Origin of the sequence: Pantoea sp. At-9b (assembly GCF_000175935.2) — a bacterium.
Lineage (GTDB): Bacteria > Pseudomonadota > Gammaproteobacteria > Enterobacterales > Enterobacteriaceae > Pantoea.
This window is the reverse complement of record NC_014837.1, coordinates 3,915,462-3,934,325: the sequence shown is the minus strand read 5'-3', so window position 1 is coordinate 3,934,325 and position 18,864 is coordinate 3,915,462. Positions and strand designations below refer to the sequence as shown.

General features: G+C 54.8%; 16 protein-coding genes. 12 read left to right on the top strand and 4 right to left on the bottom strand.

Annotated features, from left to right (window positions below; genetic code table 11):
• Window positions 1-72 precede the first annotated feature (72 nt).
• The 8 genes from csrD to tldD all read left to right on the top strand — a co-directional run bounded on the left by csrD (window position 73) and on the right by tldD (window position 12,635).
• The gene (csrD, locus tag PAT9B_RS18065; RefSeq protein ID WP_013510725.1) at window positions 73-2,019 is read left to right on the top strand and encodes an RNase E specificity factor CsrD; all 1,947 of its coding nucleotides are present in this window, start codon (window positions 73-75) and stop codon (window positions 2,017-2,019) included.
• A gap of 310 nt (window positions 2,020-2,329) precedes the next feature.
• Window positions 2,330-3,373, top strand: a complete 1,044-nt coding sequence (gene mreB, locus PAT9B_RS18060; RefSeq protein ID WP_003855260.1) for a rod shape-determining protein MreB — start codon at window positions 2,330-2,332, stop codon at window positions 3,371-3,373.
• Window positions 3,374-3,570: 197 nt separating this feature from the next.
• The gene (mreC, locus tag PAT9B_RS18055; RefSeq protein ID WP_013510724.1) at window positions 3,571-4,596 is read left to right on the top strand and encodes a rod shape-determining protein MreC; all 1,026 of its coding nucleotides are present in this window, start codon (window positions 3,571-3,573) and stop codon (window positions 4,594-4,596) included.
• Window positions 4,593-5,081 (top strand): rod shape-determining protein MreD, encoded by a 489-nt coding sequence (gene mreD, locus PAT9B_RS18050; protein ID WP_013510723.1) that lies wholly within the window; start codon window positions 4,593-4,595, stop codon window positions 5,079-5,081. The genes mreC and mreD overlap by 4 nt, the downstream gene beginning before the upstream one ends.
• 8 nt (window positions 5,082-5,089) lie before the next feature.
• A complete protein-coding gene (locus PAT9B_RS18045) occupies window positions 5,090-5,683 on the top strand; it encodes a nucleoside triphosphate pyrophosphatase (RefSeq protein WP_013510722.1) in 594 nt (197 codons plus the stop codon).
• On the top strand, window positions 5,673-7,142 hold the full coding sequence (gene rng / locus PAT9B_RS18040) for a ribonuclease G (protein WP_013510721.1): 1,470 nt from the start codon (window positions 5,673-5,675) through the stop codon (window positions 7,140-7,142). Before PAT9B_RS18045 ends, rng begins: the two co-directional genes overlap by 11 nt.
• Before the next feature lie 166 nt (window positions 7,143-7,308).
• Entirely contained in the window at window positions 7,309-11,124 is a 3,816-nt protein-coding gene (gene yhdP, locus PAT9B_RS18035) for an AsmA2 domain-containing protein YhdP (RefSeq protein WP_013510720.1), read from the top strand.
• A 65-nt stretch (window positions 11,125-11,189) separates the two neighbouring features.
• Window positions 11,190-12,635: a metalloprotease TldD gene (tldD, locus tag PAT9B_RS18030; protein WP_013510719.1), complete on the top strand. Its 1,446-nt coding sequence runs from the start codon at window positions 11,190-11,192 to the stop codon at window positions 12,633-12,635.
• Between the two features lie 117 nt (window positions 12,636-12,752).
• Here tldD and aaeR read toward each other — a convergent pair whose 3' ends face one another.
• Window positions 12,753-13,670 carry an HTH-type transcriptional activator AaeR gene (aaeR, locus tag PAT9B_RS18025; RefSeq protein WP_013510718.1) on the bottom strand — a complete coding sequence of 306 codons (918 nt, stop codon included), beginning with the start codon at window positions 13,668-13,670 and terminating at the stop codon, window positions 12,753-12,755.
• A 269-nt stretch (window positions 13,671-13,939) separates the two neighbouring features.
• Between aaeR and aaeX the strand changes: the two genes are divergently transcribed.
• The 4 genes from aaeX to PAT9B_RS18005 all read left to right on the top strand — a co-directional run bounded on the left by aaeX (window position 13,940) and on the right by PAT9B_RS18005 (window position 17,498).
• The gene (gene aaeX / locus PAT9B_RS18020; protein ID WP_013510717.1) at window positions 13,940-14,143 is read left to right on the top strand and encodes a p-hydroxybenzoic acid efflux pump operon protein AaeX; all 204 of its coding nucleotides are present in this window, start codon (window positions 13,940-13,942) and stop codon (window positions 14,141-14,143) included.
• An 8-nt stretch (window positions 14,144-14,151) separates the two neighbouring features.
• Window positions 14,152-15,081: a p-hydroxybenzoic acid efflux pump subunit AaeA gene (gene aaeA / locus PAT9B_RS18015; protein WP_013510716.1), complete on the top strand. Its 930-nt coding sequence runs from the start codon at window positions 14,152-14,154 to the stop codon at window positions 15,079-15,081.
• Between the two features lie 9 nt (window positions 15,082-15,090).
• Window positions 15,091-17,043 (top strand): p-hydroxybenzoic acid efflux pump subunit AaeB, encoded by a 1,953-nt coding sequence (gene aaeB, locus PAT9B_RS18010; protein WP_013510715.1) that lies wholly within the window; start codon window positions 15,091-15,093, stop codon window positions 17,041-17,043.
• Window positions 17,044-17,228: 185 nt separating this feature from the next.
• Window positions 17,229-17,498, top strand: coding sequence for a hypothetical protein (locus tag PAT9B_RS18005; RefSeq protein ID WP_041526011.1), 270 nt, complete (start codon window positions 17,229-17,231; stop codon window positions 17,496-17,498).
• 57 nt (window positions 17,499-17,555) lie between these two features.
• On the opposite strand, the gene yhcN (PAT9B_RS18000) is transcribed toward PAT9B_RS18005, so the two are convergent.
• The 3 genes from yhcN (PAT9B_RS18000) to yhcN (PAT9B_RS17990) all read right to left on the bottom strand — a co-directional run bounded on the left by yhcN (PAT9B_RS18000) (window position 17,556) and on the right by yhcN (PAT9B_RS17990) (window position 18,548).
• A complete protein-coding gene (yhcN, locus tag PAT9B_RS18000) occupies window positions 17,556-17,819 on the bottom strand; it encodes a peroxide/acid stress response protein YhcN (protein WP_013510713.1) in 264 nt (87 codons plus the stop codon).
• 103 nt (window positions 17,820-17,922) lie between these two features.
• Complete coding sequence (locus PAT9B_RS17995) at window positions 17,923-18,195, bottom strand: YdgH/BhsA/McbA-like domain containing protein (protein WP_013510712.1); 273 nt, start codon at window positions 18,193-18,195, stop codon at window positions 17,923-17,925.
• Window positions 18,196-18,284: 89 nt separating this feature from the next.
• Window positions 18,285-18,548: a peroxide/acid stress response protein YhcN gene (gene yhcN / locus PAT9B_RS17990; RefSeq protein ID WP_013510711.1), complete on the bottom strand. Its 264-nt coding sequence runs from the start codon at window positions 18,546-18,548 to the stop codon at window positions 18,285-18,287.
• Window positions 18,549-18,864: the final 316 nt, after the last annotated feature.

Below are 18,864 nucleotides of genomic sequence, written 5' to 3'. Positions count from 1 at the left end.
TCAGGTTTGCGCCAGTGAGGCGTGTGCAGACGGTTCTTTTCCATTCATAACCGCAGTGATACAGGCACAGGGATGCGATTAACCACGAAGTTTTCTGCGTTTATTACATTATTAAGCTTACTGGCGATGTTGTTGATGCTGGTGGGCTGCGCTTTTAGTTTTATCTGGCTGTCTCAGCAACGCGTTGAAACTCGTGTTCAAACCCTGGCGACCGAAGTCGACAAAGCCCTGCTCACCCAGTCGCCGCAGGATCTGACGCAATGGCTGACGCGCCTGATGCCGGTGATCAACGCCGAACAACTCGAATTACACAACGGCGACCGCACGCTGTTCCGCCTCGCCCGTCATGAAAATCCCATGCTGGAAGATGAGCCAAACCGCTTTATTCAGTTTGATCTGCCAATGGTGCATTCATCGGGTCTGTCGCTGCGCGTGGTGGTACTGGATCCGGCGAAAACTTGGTTCCGCTCCTTCACGGGTGCCTATACCTTAATTGTTATTTTTAGCGTGGTGCTGATCATGGCCTCGCTGTTGGTGATGACGCACCGTTGGCTGAACCGTCACTGGCGCAATATGGAACGGCTGGAAGCGCGGTCGGAGCGTATTCTGGCGGGCGATCGTCAGTCGCGCGAAGGGGGAGAAGCAGAGTGGCCGCCGAAGGCCAGCCATGCTATCGATTTGTTGCTGCACGATTTGCGTGAAGCGGGCGAGCAGCGCCTGCGCATCGACACCTTAATTCGCACCTTTGCTGCTCAGGACTCGCGGACCGGGCTGAACAATCGTTTGTTTTTCGATAACCAACTGGCGACCCTGTTGGAAGATCAGGAAGATGTCGGTACGCATGGCGTGGTGATGATGGTACGTTTGCCGGATCTTGAAACGCATCATGAAACGCTCGGCCCGGCCCTGGCCGAAGAGTACCTTTTTGACCTCATCAATATGTTGTCGACCTTTGTGTTGCGTTATCCTGGCGCGCTGCTGGCGCGTTATTTCCGCAGCGACTTCGCGGTGCTGTTACCGCACCGTACCCTTAAAGAAGCCAACAGCATTGCCGATCAACTGATCAATGCGGTGGATTCTTTGCCGCCGATGCGCATGGTCGATCGTGACGATCTCATTCACATCGGTATCAGCGCATGGCGGAGCGGGCAAAGCGTGCCGCAGGTCATGGAAAATGTGGAGATGGCGACGCGCCGCGCCGCGTTGCAGGGTGGCAACAACTGGTCAATCGGCGAGGGCAATCCGCTGGATATGGGACGTGGCAGCGTGCGCTGGCGCACCTTGCTGGAAAATACCCAAAGCCGTGGTGGGCCACGCCTGTATCAGAAACCGGCCGTGTTGCTGGACGGCAAAGTCCATCACCGCGAGATGCTGGCACGCATCTTTGATGGTGATAAAGAAGTGGTTTCGGCGGAGTTTATGCCGCTGGTGCAGCAGTTGGGGATGGCCGAGAGCTGGGACCGCCAGATGGTGACCCGTATCGCCGCGTTATCTGAGGTGTGGCCGGATGAAACGCTGGCGCTGCCGGTGAATATTGATTCACTGGTGCAGCGATCTTTTCAGCGCTGGCTGCAAAAACTTTTGCTGCAGTGCAGTAAATCGCAAAGAAAACGCTTTTTATTTGAACTTGCCGAGGCGGATGTTTGTCAACACATCAACCGTTTAGTGCCGGTTTTCAAAATGCTAAGTGCGTTTGGTTGTCGCATCGCCGTCAACCAGGCGGGATTAACTGTGGTAAGCAGCGCCTACATTAAGCAGTTTCCCGTTGAGCTGATCAAACTGGACCCGGGTCTGGTGCGCAATATTGAACGGCGCACGGAAAATCAGCTGTTTGTGCAAAGTCTGCTGGAGGTGTGTAAATCCACGCCAACACAGGTGTTTGCGGCGGGTGTCCGCACCCGTGCAGAGTGGCAAACGCTGGCAGGGCTTGGCGTCGCCGGAGGGCAGGGCGATTTCTTTGCCCCGTCTTTGCCGGTGAACAGTAACGTGAAAAAGCATTCACAACGTTACCGGATATAACGCTTCAGCGCCTGATCACAACGCTGATAGTTGTTTCCAGGTGTAAACGTGAAGTTTCTCGATCTCCAGCACAATGGGAAATGTTAGATTTTATGTCCAGAATCGCCCGTGCTGGCTGGGCGAATCGCTGTAAAAGCGGCGGCTTAGCGCCGTTTATCGTTAGCTAACCGTGGCATACAATGCTGTAAAATTTAGCTAGCACATTTTTTCACCGAAGCGGAACGTTTTTGCGCCTTGTAGCGGCTTCGCGTGGTTGGTAAAGTAGGCGGATTTTATTTTCCGCCCCCAGCTTGCAGGATTATCCCTTAGTATGTTTAAAAAATTTCGTGGCATGTTTTCCAATGACTTGTCCATTGACTTGGGTACCGCGAATACCCTGATTTACGTAAAAGGACAAGGCATCGTGCTAAACGAGCCTTCCGTGGTTGCCATTCGTCAGGACCGTGCCGGCTCCCCAAAGAGCGTTGCCGCCGTTGGTCATGACGCTAAACAGATGCTTGGTCGTACTCCGGGCAATATCGCGGCTATTCGGCCGATGAAAGACGGCGTGATCGCTGACTTCTTCGTGACCGAGAAAATGCTGCAGCACTTTATCAAACAGGTGCATAGCAACAGCTTTATGCGCCCCAGCCCACGTGTGCTGGTGTGTGTGCCGGTGGGTGCAACCCAGGTTGAACGCCGCGCTATCCGTGAATCTGCGCAGGGTGCAGGTGCACGCGAAGTATTCTTGATTGAAGAACCGATGGCTGCGGCGATCGGTGCTGGTCTGCCGGTTTCTGAAGCAACCGGGTCGATGGTGGTTGATATCGGTGGTGGTACCACTGAAGTGGCCGTCATCTCGCTGAACGGCGTGGTTTACTCCTCTTCTGTTCGTATTGGTGGTGACCGCTTCGATGAAGCTATCATTAATTATGTCCGCCGCAACTATGGCTCGCTGATCGGTGAAGCGACCGCTGAGCGTATTAAGCATGAGATTGGTTCTGCGTATCCGGGCGATGAAGTGCGCGAAATCGAAGTGCGCGGTCGTAACCTGGCTGAAGGTGTGCCACGCGGCTTTACGCTGAACTCCAATGAAATCCTGGAAGCGTTGCAGGAACCACTGACCGGCATCGTGAGCGCGGTAATGGTGGCGCTGGAGCAGTGCCCGCCAGAACTGGCCTCCGACATTTCCGAGCGCGGTATGGTGCTGACGGGGGGGGGCGCATTGCTGCGTAACCTCGATCGCCTGCTGATGGAAGAGACCGGTATTCCGGTGGTCGTGGCTGAAGATCCACTGACCTGCGTAGCGCGTGGCGGTGGTAAAGCGTTGGAAATGATCGACATGCACGGCGGCGATTTGTTCAGCGAGGAGTAAATCCTCATCGGCTGTGACCCTGGTCAAATTGCGCAGGGAGTTAGCGCCTGAACCCAACTTCATTCGGCTGCAGGGGTGCGCGTAAGCGACGCATCTGCAGTTTGAAGGAGGGGATATGACTATGATGCGTCCAGCCATGGAGGCGCAGGTCTTACTACCCGCGCTTCTTCCCAGATGTCGAGGAACACGCAGATTTTATGAAGCCGATTTTTAGCAGGGGGCCATCCCTGCAGTTGCGCCTTTTTCTGGCAGTCATTGTGGCTATCGCGATTATTATCGCTGACAGCCGCGTGGGCTCCTTTTCCCAGATTCGCAACTACCTGGACACCTCGGTCAGTCCCTTTTACTTCCTGGCAAACGGGCCAAGAGAGCTGCTTGACGGCGTCTCTGCCACGCTGGCTTCCCGGCAGCAGCTGGAGCAGGAAAATAAAGCACTGCGCCGTGAACTCTTCCTGAAAAACAGCGACCTGCTCATGCTGGGGCAATACAAGCAGGAAAACGCGCGTCTGCGCGAGCTGCTCGGCTCACCGCTGCGTCAGGATGAACACAAAATGGTGACGCAGGTGATCTCCACTGGCACCGACCCTTATACCGATCAGGTGGTTATCGATAAAGGTAGCGTCAACGGCGTTTACGAAGGCCAGCCGGTGATCAGTGACAAAGGTGTTGTCGGTCAGGTCGTGGCGGTAGGTCAGGTGACCAGCCGCGTGCTGCTGATCTGTGATGCTTCCCATGCGCTGCCCATCCAGGTACTGCGTAACGATATCCGCGTGATTGCGGCCGGTAACGGCTGTAATGAAGACCTGCAACTTGAGCATTTGCCGGGCAACATCGACATTCGCGTCGGTGATGTGCTGGTAACCTCGGGTCTGGGTGGGCGCTTCCCGGAAGGCTATCCGGTAGGTGTGGTGTCGTCAGTGAAAGTGGATACGCAGCGTGCGTACACCATTATTCAGGCGCATCCGACGGCGGGCTTACAGCGTCTGCGCTATCTGCTGCTGCTGTGGGGTGCCGATCGTAACGGTGATATGCCAATGGCACCAGATGAAGTGCATCGTGTCGCTAATGAACGTTTGATGCAGATGATGCCGCAGGTCTTGCCGCCAGCCGGTGAGATGGGGCCACCTGCACCGGCCAGTCAACAGATGGGACCACCCGCGCCAGCCAGCAATGGCAGCAGTTCGCAGGTAACACCGGCGAACTCGCGTGGAGGCCAGCCTTGAGTAGCTATCGCAGCCAGGGCCGATGGGTTATCTGGCTGTCCTTCCTGATTGCCCTTATCCTGCAAATCATGCCTTGGCCCGAACAAATCTATATGTTCAGGCCATCATGGTTGTTGCTGATCCTGATTTATTGGGTCCTGGCGCTGCCACACCGGGTGAATGTCGGTACTGGCTTCGTGCTGGGTGCCATCATGGATCTGGTGGCCGGTTCGACGCTGGGTGTGCGCGCGCTGGCGTTGAGTATCATCGCTTATCTGGTCGCCTTTAAATTCCAGCTTTTCCGTAACTTAGCATTGTGGCAGCAGGCATTAATGGTTATGGTGCTATCGCTGGCGGTGGATGTTATTGTTTTCTGGGCGGAATTTTTGGTGATCAATGTCTCCTTTCGTCCAGAAATCTTCTGGAGTAGCGTTGTCGACGGCATTCTCTGGCCCTGGCTATTCTTATTAATGAGAAAGATTCGCCGTCAGTTCGCTGTTCAGTAAGGAAAACTATGATAACCCTGTACCTGGCTTCCGGTTCACCGCGTCGACGTGAGCTGTTGACGCAGCTTGGCTTGCAATTTGAACGTCTGATCACTGAGGTGGAAGAACAGCGTCAGCCGGAAGAGGCCGCTGAGGCTTATGTCTGCCGTCTGGCGCGGGACAAAGCCCGGGCGGGTGTCAAGGTTGCCCCGCAGGATTTGCCGGTACTTGGTGCTGACACCATCGTGGTTTTGAATGGCGAAGTGCTGGAAAAACCACGTGATGCCGCCCATGCTCAGCAGATGCTGAGCAAACTTTCCGGGCAGACGCATCAGGTCATGACGGCAGTGGCGCTGGCCGATGGTCAGCGACAACTGGATTGTCTGGTGGTGACAGACGTGACTTTTCGCAAGATCACGGCAGAAGAAATTGCGCACTATATCACCAGTGGCGAACCGATGGATAAAGCCGGCGCTTACGGAATACAGGGCATTGGCGGGAACTTTGTCCGCAAAATTAATGGAAGCTATCACGCAGTGGTGGGGCTGCCGCTGGTTGAGACCGGCGAGTTACTCAGCAATTTCCAGTCGCTGCGTGCGCTAAGGGGACAAGATGACGGCTGAATTGCTGGTAAATGTGACACCCTCTGAAACGCGCGTCGCCTATATTGATGGCGGCATTTTGCAGGAAATCCACATCGAGCGCGAAGCGCGCCGTGGCATAGTGGGTAACATCTACAAAGGACGCGTCAGCCGTGTGCTACCCGGCATGCAGGCGGCGTTTGTCGACATCGGCCTCGAAAAAGCGGCTTTTCTGCACGCTTCCGATATCATGCCGCACACCGAGTGTGTCGCCGGTGATGAGCAAAAGAATTTCAGCGTGCGCGATATTGCCGAACTGGTGCGCCAGGGGCAAGACTTAATGGTGCAGGTGGTGAAAGACCCGCTTGGCACCAAAGGCGCACGCCTGACCACCGATATTACCCTGCCTTCACGCTATCTGGTTTTTATGCCAGGGGCTTCACACGTTGGCGTGTCTCAGCGTATTGAAAGCGAAGCCGAACGCGAGCGCCTGAAAGCGGTGGTGGCCGCCTACTGTGATGACCTTGGTGGCTTTATCATCCGTACCGCCGCAGAAGGCATTGGCGAGGAGGAGCTGGCGCAGGATGCGGCATTCCTCAAACGGTTGTGGACCAAAGTCAGTGAACGCAAAAAGCGTAACCAGACGCGTTGCCTGCTGTATGGCGAACTGGCGCTGGCGCAGCGTGTGTTACGTGATTTCGCCGGTGCTGCGCTGGATCGTATCCGCGTAGACTCGCGTTTGACCTGCGATCTGCTGGTGGAATTCACCGGTGAATATATTCCAGAGATGGCCAGCAAGCTGGAGCTGTACAGCGGCAAACAGCCGATCTTTGATCTCTACGATGTGGAGAACGAGATCCAGCGTTCGCTTGATCGTAAAGTGGAGCTGAAATCCGGCGGTTATCTGATCATCGATCAGACCGAAGCGATGACCACCATCGATATCAATACCGGGGCGTTTGTCGGCCATCGCAATCTGGACGAAACCATTTTCAATACCAACATCGAAGCCACGCAGGCGATTGCGCGCCAGCTGCGACTGCGTAATCTCGGCGGCATTATCATTATCGACTTCATCGATATGAGTAATGATGACCATCGTCGCCGGGTGCTGCATTCGCTGGAAAGCGCGTTGAGCAAAGATCGGGTCAAAACCGGCATCAACGGTTTCTCTGCGCTCGGCCTGGTCGAGATGACGCGTAAACGCACGCGGGAGAGCATCGAGCATGTACTGTGCGCTGATTGCCCGGTGTGTAAAGGACGTGGCACGCTGAAAACGGTAGAAACCGTCTGCTACGAGATCATGCGTGAGATTGTGCGCGTGCATCATGCGTATGATTCAGACCGTTTCCTGGTGTACGTGTCACCGGCAGTGGGAGAAGCGCTGAAAAGCGATGAGTCCCATGCACTGGCCGAAGTGGAGATCTTCGTCGGCAAACAGGTAAAAGTTCATGTTGAGCCGCTCTACAATCAAGAGCAGTTTGACGTGGTGATGATGTAATTTTCTTGTTAATGCTGGCCTTGCACGACGTTTTGTCATGGAATCGGACTAAAAATAGCCCCTTTTTTGGGGTAACATGCGCTTTCGTCCCGATTGTTCCGCACTGATAACGGTCAGGGCTTGAGAGGTATTGATCCGTAATCCAGCGGAAGACAAGGAGAGGTGTGTGAGGCGGTTGCCGAGGATTTTGTTACTGCTGCTCGCCACAATCATCGTTATTGTGGCGCTGCTGGTCAGCGGGCTGCGCCTCGTCATGCCGCATCTCAATAGCTACCGCAGCGACATTTTGCAGGCCGTATCCCGCGTGACTGGCGTGCCGGTGCAGGCCAGTGAGTTGCAGGGGCGTTGGGAAAACTTCGGTCCCACGTTACAAATACGCGATCTGCAGGTTTCCCTGAAAGATCAGGGACAAATGAGCATTGGCCGTGTCAATCTGGCGTTGAACATCTGGCAGTCTCTGCTTCAGGGGCGCTGGCAGTTCCGTGATCTCACTTTCTGGCAGATGCATGTCGAACTTAACCGGCAGCTACTGACCAGCGATGAACAGAAAAACAGCTTCAAGCCCACGCAAATCAACGAACTTTTCCTGCGGCAGTTCGACCATTTCGACCTGCGCGACAGCAGCATTCGTTTTCTCACGCCCTCCGGGCAACACGCTGAACTGGCGATCCCCCGTCTCACCTGGCTGAACGAAAAAACACGCCATCGCGCGGAAGGCGAAGTGAGCCTGTCCAGTTTTACCGGGCAGCATGGTGTGGTGCAGGTTCGTCTTGACCTCAGTGACAACAATGGCCTGCTGGATGCCGGTCGTATCTGGATGCAGGCGGATGATGTCGATGTGCGTCCGTGGATTGGACGCTGGCTGCGTGATAACACCAGCCTTGAAAGCGCGCGTTTCAGCCTTGCGGCGTGGGTAAACCTGCGCGATGGCGATGTCTATGCTGGCGATTTACTGCTACGCCAGGGCGGGGCGCGCTGGCGGGGTGAGCAGGGTGACCACCAGTTGCAGGTTGATGGGTTAACGGCCCACCTGTCCCGTTTCCAGAATGGCTGGATGGTATCTGTGCCGCAAACCCGTCTCAGCACCGATGGTGTCGCCTGGGAGCCGGGACATTTCTCACTGTTGTGGAAACCGGAAGATAAGCAGCTACTTGGGGCGAATAACGCACCGGAAATTCGTGTGCGCGCGACCCAGCTGGATCTGCAACGTCTGGCACCGCTGGTGCCCTTGTTCCAGCCACTCTCTCCGGCGATGTTTGATAACTGGCGGGCGCTACAGCCGCAAGGCCACATTGATGCGCTGGCGCTGGATATTCCGTTGCAGCAGCCAGAGCAGACCCGCCTGCAAGCCACATGGCGCGATCTAAGCTGGCAGCACTGGGAGTTGCTACCCGGCATCAGCAATCTGAGTGGCAGTGCCAGCGGCAGCCTGAGTAATGGGATGCTGGATGTGGCGATGGGGCAGGCGGAAGTGCCTTACGGCGACATGTTCCAGGCGCCATTACAAATTCAGCAGGTTACCGGCAAGCTTAACTGGCGACATGATGACCAGGGCCTGACGTTGGATGGTCATCAACTGGATGTGAAGGCGCGTTCGCTGTGGGCGCGCGGCGATTTTGTGTATCAGCAAAATCTCGGCAAAGCCCCGCGTCTCGATATTCTGGCGGGTATTCGTGTTACCGATGCGGGCGATGCATGGCGTTATTTCCCGGAACCGCTGATGGGCCATGGCCTGACCCACTATCTGAGCGATGCCATCAAAGGTGGCAAGGTGGATAACGCCACCTTGTTGTTCGCGGGTGATCCGACACTGTTCCCGTTCCGCCATAACGACGGCATGTTTGAGGTGTGGGTGCCATTACGTCAGGCCACCTATCAATTCCAGCCCGGTTGGCCGGCGATCAACAATCTCGACATTGATCTCGACTTCGTCAATGACGGCCTGTGGATGAAGGCTGAACAGGCGAAACTGGGTGAGGTGGACGCGCGCAATATCAGTGCGATCATCCCGGATTACCTGAAAGAGAAGCTGATTATTGACGGCGATCTGAGCGGTGAGGGCAAGCAAATTGCCGATTACTTCGAGCAAACGCCGCTGAAACCAACGCTGGGGGCCGCTCTGCAACAATTGCAGATTAAGGGCAACGTGCGTGGGCGTCTTAACCTCGACATTCCGCTGGATGGCGAGCTGGTTCATGCCAGCGGCAATGTGGTGATGAATAATAACAGTTTATATATCAAACCGTTAAAAACCACACTGCATAACCTCACCGGACGCTTTCGCTATAACAACGGCAACCTGGACAGTGAGGAAATGCAGGCAAACTGGTTTGGACAGCCGGTAGGCGTCAGCTTCAGTACGCAGGAGAATCCGAACGACTTTGGCGTCAACGTGAAGTTGCTGGGAGACTGGCCGCTGGCAAAACTGAAGATGCTGCCCGCGACCGTGACCAGCCAATTAAGCGGCAACCTCGCGTGGCAGGGTAATGTCGACATCACCCTGCCGCATAAGGGGGGGGCCAGCTACAAGGTTGACCTGAAAGGTGACGGCAAAGAGGTGAGCAGTCACTTACCAGCACCGCTTGATAAGAAAGCGGGTGCGGCGATGCCGATGACGATTTCGGCCAGTGGTAATCTGAACGGATTCGAACTGAGTGGTAGCGTATTGGATCACCATCGGTTTAACAGTCGCTGGTTGCTGGAACCTCAGCTGCGGGTCGATCGCGGTATCTGGCTCAACGATACGAAAACCACACCGAAGCTGCCGGACAAGCGCGGCATGGTGCTGAATTTGCCGGAAATTGACGGTGAAGCCTGGATGGGGCTGCTGGCGGGCGCAGGCGGTGCACGCAATGCGCAGGGCGAGACCAATGTCGGAGGGGCGCTGCTGCCGGGTGATGTCACGCTGCATACACCGGCGCTGACTCTCGCGGGTCAGCAATGGCATGACCTCAACGCCACAGTGACCCAAGGGCCAACCGGCAATACTCAGGTGCAGCTGGAGAGCCGCGAAGCTCGGGGTAGCCTCAACACCGCCCAGCAAGGTCCGTGGCAGCTCGCGCTCAGCTACCTGTATTACAATCCTGAATGGGCAGGAAAAGAGGGTGAGACTGCATCACCTTTCAGTGACAACACCACCATCAACTTCGCCAACTGGCCCGCCCTGCAACTGAGCTGTCAGGAGTGCTGGCTGCGTGGGCAGAAATTCGGTCATATGCAGGCGCTGCTGCAACCCCGTGGCGATACGTTAGCACTCACTAACGGATCGGTAGACACCGGCAGTTCCAAGCTGAGTATCAATGGCGAGTGGGTGAATAAGCCGGGTGAACAGCGCACGTCTCTGAAAGGGACGCTGAGTGGCAACAACATCAACGATGCGACCAATTGGTTTGGCGTGAATACCCCACTGCGCGATGCCCCCTTTAAAATCGACTACGATTTGCACTGGCGTTCTGCGCCGTGGCAACCTTCAGAGCCGACGCTGAGTGGCACGCTGAAAAGCCATTTTGGCAAAGGCCAGATCGCTGATGTGAATACGGGTCGCGCCGGACAACTGCTGCGTTTAATGAGTTTTGACGCGCTGCTGCGTAAATTGCGTTTCGATTTCAGTGACACCTTCAGTCAGGGCTTCTTTTTCGATTCCATTAACGGCACGGCATGGATTGAAAATGGCGTGATGCACACCGATAACCTGTTGGTGGATGGTCTGGAAGCGGATATCGCGATGCAGGGCAAGGTCGATCTGGTGAAACGCGAGATCGATATGGAAGCGGTGGTGGCACCAGAAATTTCGGCTTCCGTGGGGGTGGCGACGGCGTTTGTTATCAACCCGGTGGTGGGCGCGGCGGTGTTTGCTGCCAGTAAAGTGCTGGGGCCACTGTGGAGTAAAATTTCGCTATTGCGTTACCACATCAGCGGGCCACTGGATAAGCCGGAAATCAATGAAGTGCTACGCAAACCACGCGAAAACGACAAGAAGTGAATTTGACGCCGTCGGGGAATTGCCGCAGGCTATGAAATATCTGAGCGTAAAATGAGTGAGAAACGATGACTCTGAATCTGGTAAGTGAGCAGTTGCTAACTGCGAACAGCATTAATCAGCAGGACCTTTTTTCCCTGTTAGGGCAGCTTTCAGAACGTCGTCTGGACTATGCCGATCTCTATTTTCAGTCCAGCTTCCACGAATCTTGGGTGCTGGAAGACAAAATTATTAAAGACGGCTCGTACCATATCGATCAGGGCGTGGGCGTCCGGGCGGTCAGCGGTGAAAAAACCGGTTTTGCTTATGCAGACCAGATCACCCTGAATGCCTTGCGCCAGTCGGCGGAAGCCGCACGCAGCATTGTACGCGAACAAGGTAATGGCAAAGCCCATACCCTCTCGGCAGTTATCAACCGTTCACTGTATGCACCGGTCAATCCGCTGGATAGCCTGACGCGTGAAGACAAAATTGCCCTGCTGCATCGTGTTGATAACGTGGCGCGTGCCGCCGATCCTCGTGTCCAGGAAGTGAATGCCAGCCTGACCGGGGTGTACGAACAAGTGCTGGTGGCGGCGACCGATGGCACGCTGGCCGCAGATGTGCGTCCGCTGGTGCGTCTGTCGATCAGTGTGCAGGTAGAAGATCAGGGTAAACGTGAACGTGGCTCCAGCGGCGGCGGTGCACGTACTGGTTATGAATTCTTCCTCGCCGATGAAAGCGGAGAGGTGCGTGCGGATGCGTGGGCGCGTGAAGCGGTGCGTATGGCGCTGGTTAACCTCTCGGCGGTTGCGGCACCGGCGGGCACACTGCCGGTGGTGCTGGGCGCTGGCTGGCCGGGTGTGTTGCTGCACGAAGCGGTTGGACACGGGCTGGAAGGCGACTTTAACCGTCGTGCGACCTCGGTGTTCAGCGGCAAAATGGGCCAGTTGGTCGCATCTGAATTGTGTACTGTGGTGGATGACGGCACTATCGAAGGTCTGCGCGGTTCACTGGCGGTGGACGATGAAGGCGTACCAGGACAGTACAACGTGTTGATTGAAAACGGTGTGCTGAAAGGCTACATGCAGGACAAGCTCAATGCGCGTCTGATGGGCGTCAACCCTACCGGCAATGGTCGCCGTGAGTCTTATGCACATCTGCCGATGCCGCGTATGACCAATACCTACATGCTGGCCGGGAAATCCACCCCGCAGGACATCATTGCCAGCGTGGAGTATGGCCTGTATGCCCCGAACTTTGGTGGCGGTCAGGTGGATATCACCTCCGGTAAGTTCGTGTTCTCCACGTCAGAAGCCTATCTGATTGAGAACGGCAAAGTGACCAAACCGGTGAAAGGGGCCACGCTGATTGGTTCCGGTATCGAAGCCATGCAGCAGATCTCCATGGTTGGTAACGACCTGGCGCTGGATAAAGGCGTGGGTGTCTGCGGTAAAGAGGGGCAGAGCGTGCCGGTGGGCGTAGGCCAGCCGACATTGAAGCTCGATAAACTCACCGTCGGCGGAACCGCCTGATTCGGTACTGATTCGTGGCGGCGCGATTTATCGCGCGGATTTTTCCAGACGGCGGCACCTTGCTCCGTCTGGCTTGCGCAATAAATTGCGCCGCTACAGTCCATGCGAGACTTATGCTCAGTTTTTACGGTGCTGCTGATACTGGCGCGCCACCCGTTTGAAATATTCAGTCAGATAGTCGATACACACCTGCACTTTCAGCGGCAGCTTATCTTTTTCGGTATACAGAGCATACACCGGTCTGGGAGCCGACTGGTATTGCGTAAACAGGATATCGATCTCACCGGTGTTGATCTCGTTAATCACCCACATCAACGGTACATAGGCGATACCGCACCCGGCTTTCAGCCAGCGGATCAGCGTCAGCGAATCATTAGTGACAAAGCGCCCCTGCGGCGTCAAACGCGTTACCAGCCCTTCCGGGGCAATTAACTCAAAGGTGTTGTCCGGTCGCACGCTATATTCCAGCCACGAAAAATTATCGATCTCGCCCGGTTTTTCCGGCGTGCCGTGCTGTGCCAGAAAGCTTTTGGCGGCGCACACGACCATCGGCATCGCCCCCAGGCGGCGCGAGAACAGATTTGAGTCCTGCAACTCACCTACGCGTATCACCAGATCCAGCCCGTTGGCGATCAAATCCGGTGCCGGAATACCGGTCACTAAATTGACGCTAAGACCTGGATATTCGCGTAACATATCGCTGGTCATATCGGCGAGGACATTTTGCGCCATTGTCGACGAACTGCCGATACGTAAAATACCAATGGGCGTGTTGTTGAAGGCATACAGTTGCTCGTGCACCTGCATCGCCTCTGCCAACATACGGCGACAGCCCTGATAATAGATTCTGCCCGCTTCGGTCAGGCCAATGCTTCGGGTACTGCGATTCAACAGCTTGACCTGTAGCTCATCTTCCAGTTTCGCGACTATCTGGCTAATCGACGAAACACTAAGATGAAGCTGACGTGCCGCGGCGGTAAAGGAACCTAATTCAACCACTTTGGCGAAGATGGACATGCCTTTAAGTCGTTCCATTGTTTACTCTGGCTAAAAAGTGATTTAGCTCACAATATGTAGATAACGTATAGTCAAGCGCGTTACTATACGCACGCTGGGTCATTTCACCGCACCTTAACACGGCAGTGAATCTGCCTGTGTTTGTCAGATGATACGCTATGATTAGCTCAAACGGCCTGAATGTTGCCATCAGTCTACCCGTCATCCCATTATCATCAACCCGTCGTGCTCTGTGGCGTATGGGCAGGTATCGGTGCAATCCGGCAAGGTCGAACTAAGGAACCGAAATGAGTGTGCTTCCGGTATTTGTCGTATTTGGGCTGTCTTTCCCGCCCATCTTCATTGAACTGATTGTTTCACTGGCGCTGTTCTGGCTGGTGAAACGCGTGCTGACGCCCAGCGGATTGTATGATCTGGTTTGGCATCCGGCACTTTTTAACACAGCGCTTTATTGCTGTGTGTTTTACCTTGTATCCCGTTTATTCGTCTGAGGTTTTAAGTGAAAGCGCTAATAAGAAAAATCGCGCGCTACGCGATTACTCTCCTGCTGGTTGTCGTCGCTATCGTGATCATCTTCCGCGCCTGGGTGTTCTACACCGAATCCCCGTGGACGCGTGATGCTAAATTCTCTGCCGATGTCGTGGCGATCTCGCCGGATGTGACCGGCCTGATCACCGATGTGCCGGTCCGTGATAACCAACTGGTGAAGAAGGGCGACACCCTGTTTGTGGTCGACCGTCCGCGTTACCAGAAGGCTCTGGATGAAGCGCAGGCCGATGTCGAGTACTATCAGGCGGTCGCCAACGAAAAACGTCGTGAAGCGGCGCGCCGTAATCAGCTTGGCACCAGCGCGATGTCGCGTGAAGCCATCGACCAGGCCAACAACGACCTGACCACCACCGAGCATCAATTGGCGAAAGCCATTGCGACGCGCGATCTGGCGGCCATCGACCTGGATCGTACCACCATTAAGGCACCGTCTGACGGCTGGGTGACGAACCTCAACGTCTATCAGGGCGAGTTCATTACCCGTGGCTCCGTCGCCGTGGCGCTGGTACAGCAACATACGTTCTACGTACTGGCCTACATGGAAGAAACCAAGCTGGATGGCGTGCGCCCGGGCTTCCGTGCGGAAATCACCCCGCTGGGTAGCAATACCGTATTGCGCGGCACCGTCGACAGCATTGCGGCTGGCGTTACCGACAGCAGCAGCACCAATGACAGCAAAGGCATGGCCACGGTTGATTCCAATCTGGAGTGGGTACGTCTGGCACAGCGTGTACCGGTGCGTATTCATCTCGACGATCAGCCTGGCAACCGCTTCCCGGCAGGCACCACCGCTACCGTGGTGATTACCGGCGAGAAAGATCGTGAGACGCAAGCCTCACCGATGAGCAAACTGTTTAATCGCCTGCGTGAGTTTGGTTAAGAGGGCGATATGATTGAGTTTCTGCGTTTCCCGGTGAAGCTGACGTTTGCGCTGGTAGCGGCGCTGATCATCGGCTTCCACTTCAATCTGGAAACGCCGCGCTGGGCGGTGATGACCGCCGGGATTGTGGCGGGTGGCACCGCCTTTGTCGCCGGAGGAGATCCCTACTCCGGCGCGCTGCGCTATCGCGGCATTCTGCGTATTATCGGCACCTTCATTGGCTGTATTGCGGCGCTGACCATTATGATCGCCACCGTGCGCGCCCCGGTGGTGATGTTGCTGTTGTGCTGCCTGTGGGCCGGTCTTTGTGTCTGGCTCTCCTCGCTGATCAAAGTCGAAAACTCCTATGCGCTGGGGCTGGCGGGTTACACTGCGCTGATTATCGTCGTCACCGCCGATGCCAGTGGCGGGCTGACGCTGGCACCGCAGTTTGCGGTTGAGCGTTGTAGCGAAATCGTGCTGGGTATTCTGTGTGCCATTCTGGCGGATATGATTTTCTCGCCCCGTTCGATTAAAAAAGTGATCGATCAGGAAGTGGATTCACTGCTGGTAGCGCATTACAAGCTGCTGCAACTCTGTGTGGCGCACGGCGATAAAGACGAAGTCGACAAAGCCTGGAGCGCGCTGGTGCGTCGCACCACGGCGCTGAACACCATGCGCAGTCAGTTGATGATGGAATCATCGCGCTGGAAAAACAGCAGCCGCCGTTTGCAGATGCTGAACACCCTGTCGTTAACATTGATTACTCAGGCGGCTGAAACCTTCCTGATTCAGAATTCCCGTCCGGACTACATTCCGCCGCAGTATCGCCTGCTGATCGAGAAAGAGGTCAAAAGCGTTGATGACGTGCACAAGCGCATGAAAATTATGCGCCGGGTGATTGGCGTCAGCAGCAAAACCACGCCGCTGACGTTAGCGAGCTGGGTTGGGGCGGCCACGGAATACTTGTTGTTGATTAATGGTGTCAGGAGCAACAGCCGCATCACCACGCTGGAAGAGGGGATTCTGCAACGTGAAGTGGTGATTCAGGCGCGTTCTGCCGAAACTCACCATGCCATGATTAATGGCGTGCGTACCTTTGCCGCGACAGCGATTGGCTCGCTTTTCTGGCTGTACACCGGCTGGACCTCTGGCAGTGGCTGTATGGTCATGCTGGCGGTCATCACCGCGCTGGCGATGCGTACCCCGAATCCGTTGATGATGGCGAAAGATTTCCTCTACGGTATGACGGTGGCGGTGCCACTGGGTGCGCTCTACTTTATCTACGTTCTGCCTTCGACCCAGCAAAGCATGCTATTGCTGTGCATCGCCATTGGCCTGCTGGGCTTTATTGGTGGCATCTTTGTACAACGCCGACAGTTGGGAACGCTGGGGGCGTTGATCGGCACCATCAACGTGTTGGTGCTGGATAACCCAATGAAGTTCGAGTTCAACGTGTTTCTCGACAACGTATTGGGTCAGGTGATTGGGTGTTTTGTGGCGATGATGGTGATTTTGCTGATTCGTGATAAATCAAAAGCCCGTACCGGTCGTAAGCTGCTGAATCGCTTTATGTATGCCGCAGTGGCAGCGATGACCACCAATCAGGCGCGCCGTCGTGAGAACCATTTGCCCGCGCTATATCAGCAGCTGTTTATGCTGCTCAATCTGTTCCCCGGTGATATCAATAAATACCGTATCGCGCTGACACTGATCATCGGCCATCAACGCTTACGTAATGCAGAGGTGCCGATCAATGCGGATCTCTCGGCGTATCACCGCCAGCTGCGATCCACCGCTGACCAGGTGATCTCGACGCGGAGTGATGATAAGCGGCGTGTCTATTTTGAGCAGTTGTTACGTGAGCTGGATGTCTATCAGGAGAAACTCCAGCACTACGCGGCCCCCGTCAGTGTGACGGAGCCGGTGAAGCGTCTTGCCACGATGCTGAGTAAGTACCAGAACACCTTGATTCAAATCTAAAACGAGCCACCGTTTGCGACGGTGGCTCACTCGCACCAAACCCACCGGTAATGCCATCTATACTTTCCTGACGGGATGCAAACTGTCAGGGGAAGAGGACATCCACTTCTCCCGCAGCAACACAATCATTTCAACGCAGGCTACCCGGTCTAATGGGCAGTGGTACAGAAAAGAGAGTCGTCATGATGAGAATCGAACGTTTTGATTTCGATGAAATCGTCGATCAGGCGCACTTCTTCCGCCAGTTTAGCGACCGTTTTGCGCTGGCGGATCTGGCGATTACTGATTTGGATGATCTCTGGCAAGTGGTGACCGGCGATCAACTGCCGTTGCCGCTGGAGATTGAGTTTATTCACTTAGGATCAGGACAGAAACGTCGCTATGGGGCGTTGATTTTGCTGTTTGATGAGGCAGAAGAGGAGCTGGATGGTCAGCTCCGCTTTAATGTGAAGTGACGTAAAAAGGGCCCCGGCGAGCGGGGCCAAAGGGTTCGTCAAGCAGTTGACGAGGAATTACTTATACAGTTCAGCAGTGATGTGATAGTTGTCGCCGGTACGGGCTTCAATCACTTTATAGGCGCTGGCACCCTGTTCATCGGCTTTCTGTGACAGCTGAGCACGATAATCCATTGGTGCACCGGCAGTACCACTGATGGTTACTGTCCCCGCAGGCTGCATATTCTGAGCCTGTTCCGCAGTGACCAGCTGTGCCGCAGAGGCACCAAAGGTCAACAGTGAGAGCAGGCTAGCGGTTGCGATGGTTGCTTTGATTTTCATTCGTGGTCTCCTCATTACAATCAACAACCTGCGGTAATAAGTGGGTAGCGGGTCGTCGATGCATATCCAGGCGTCGCTCGGACGCCGGATAATCATTTATCGATTATTTGTACAGTTCAGCAGTGACGTGGTAGGTGTCATTCTGATTGTTTTCAATGATGCGGTAGTGGCTGGCACCCTGAGCATCGGCTTTCGCTGACAGCTCCTGACGGATGTTGTTCTGGTCGCCATCACGGCCGCTGACGCTGATGGTTTGGTTCAGCGGTTGCAGATTCATGGTGTCTGCCTGTTCATTGGTAATCAGGCTGGCAGCGCTGGCACCGAAAGAAAGAACGGAAGCCAGGCTCAGAACTGCGATAGATAATTTAGTTTTCATGATTCACTCTCCTGAATTTGGGTGGACAACCTGAGCGCAATCGCATCTCAAATGGGTTGTCATTCACATTGCGTCTTGTTTCGGCGAACTTATTTATAAAGTTCAGCAGTCGCGTGATAGGTGTTGTCATTACGCGCTTCGATTACGCGGTAAGCTTTAGCACCTTGCTGATCTGCTTTTTCGCTCAATTGCTGATGGATATCCATCGGTGAACCAGCCGTGCCGCTGACACTGATGGTGCCGGCCGGTTGCAGATTCATGGCCTGATCGGCGTTGATAGAATCTGCGGCGAAAGCGCCAAATGACAGGGCAGATAGAATGCTCAGGGTTGCGATAGTAGTTTTAACTTTCATGATTATTTCCTCGTCGTCTGTTTTTTCTCTTTTTGTTTGGTGTGATTTGCATCACGAAAAGAAGTATAGATCTAATCACCCATGAAATTAATATTCTGCTAATAATGTTTGGTTGTTATTCTTTGTCCTTATGACAACTTTTAATAACTGAGTGTTATAAAAACCGCCTGGTTTCTGCCCAATGCCTGTTAATTACATGTAAAAACAATGGGCTATGTCATTTTATCTTTCTGTGCGAAATATGGCGGTTGATCCCGCTGGCTGGTGCGCCGTGAGTGGCTTATATGGCTGAGCTTGGTATGTAAAGCAGTGTAAA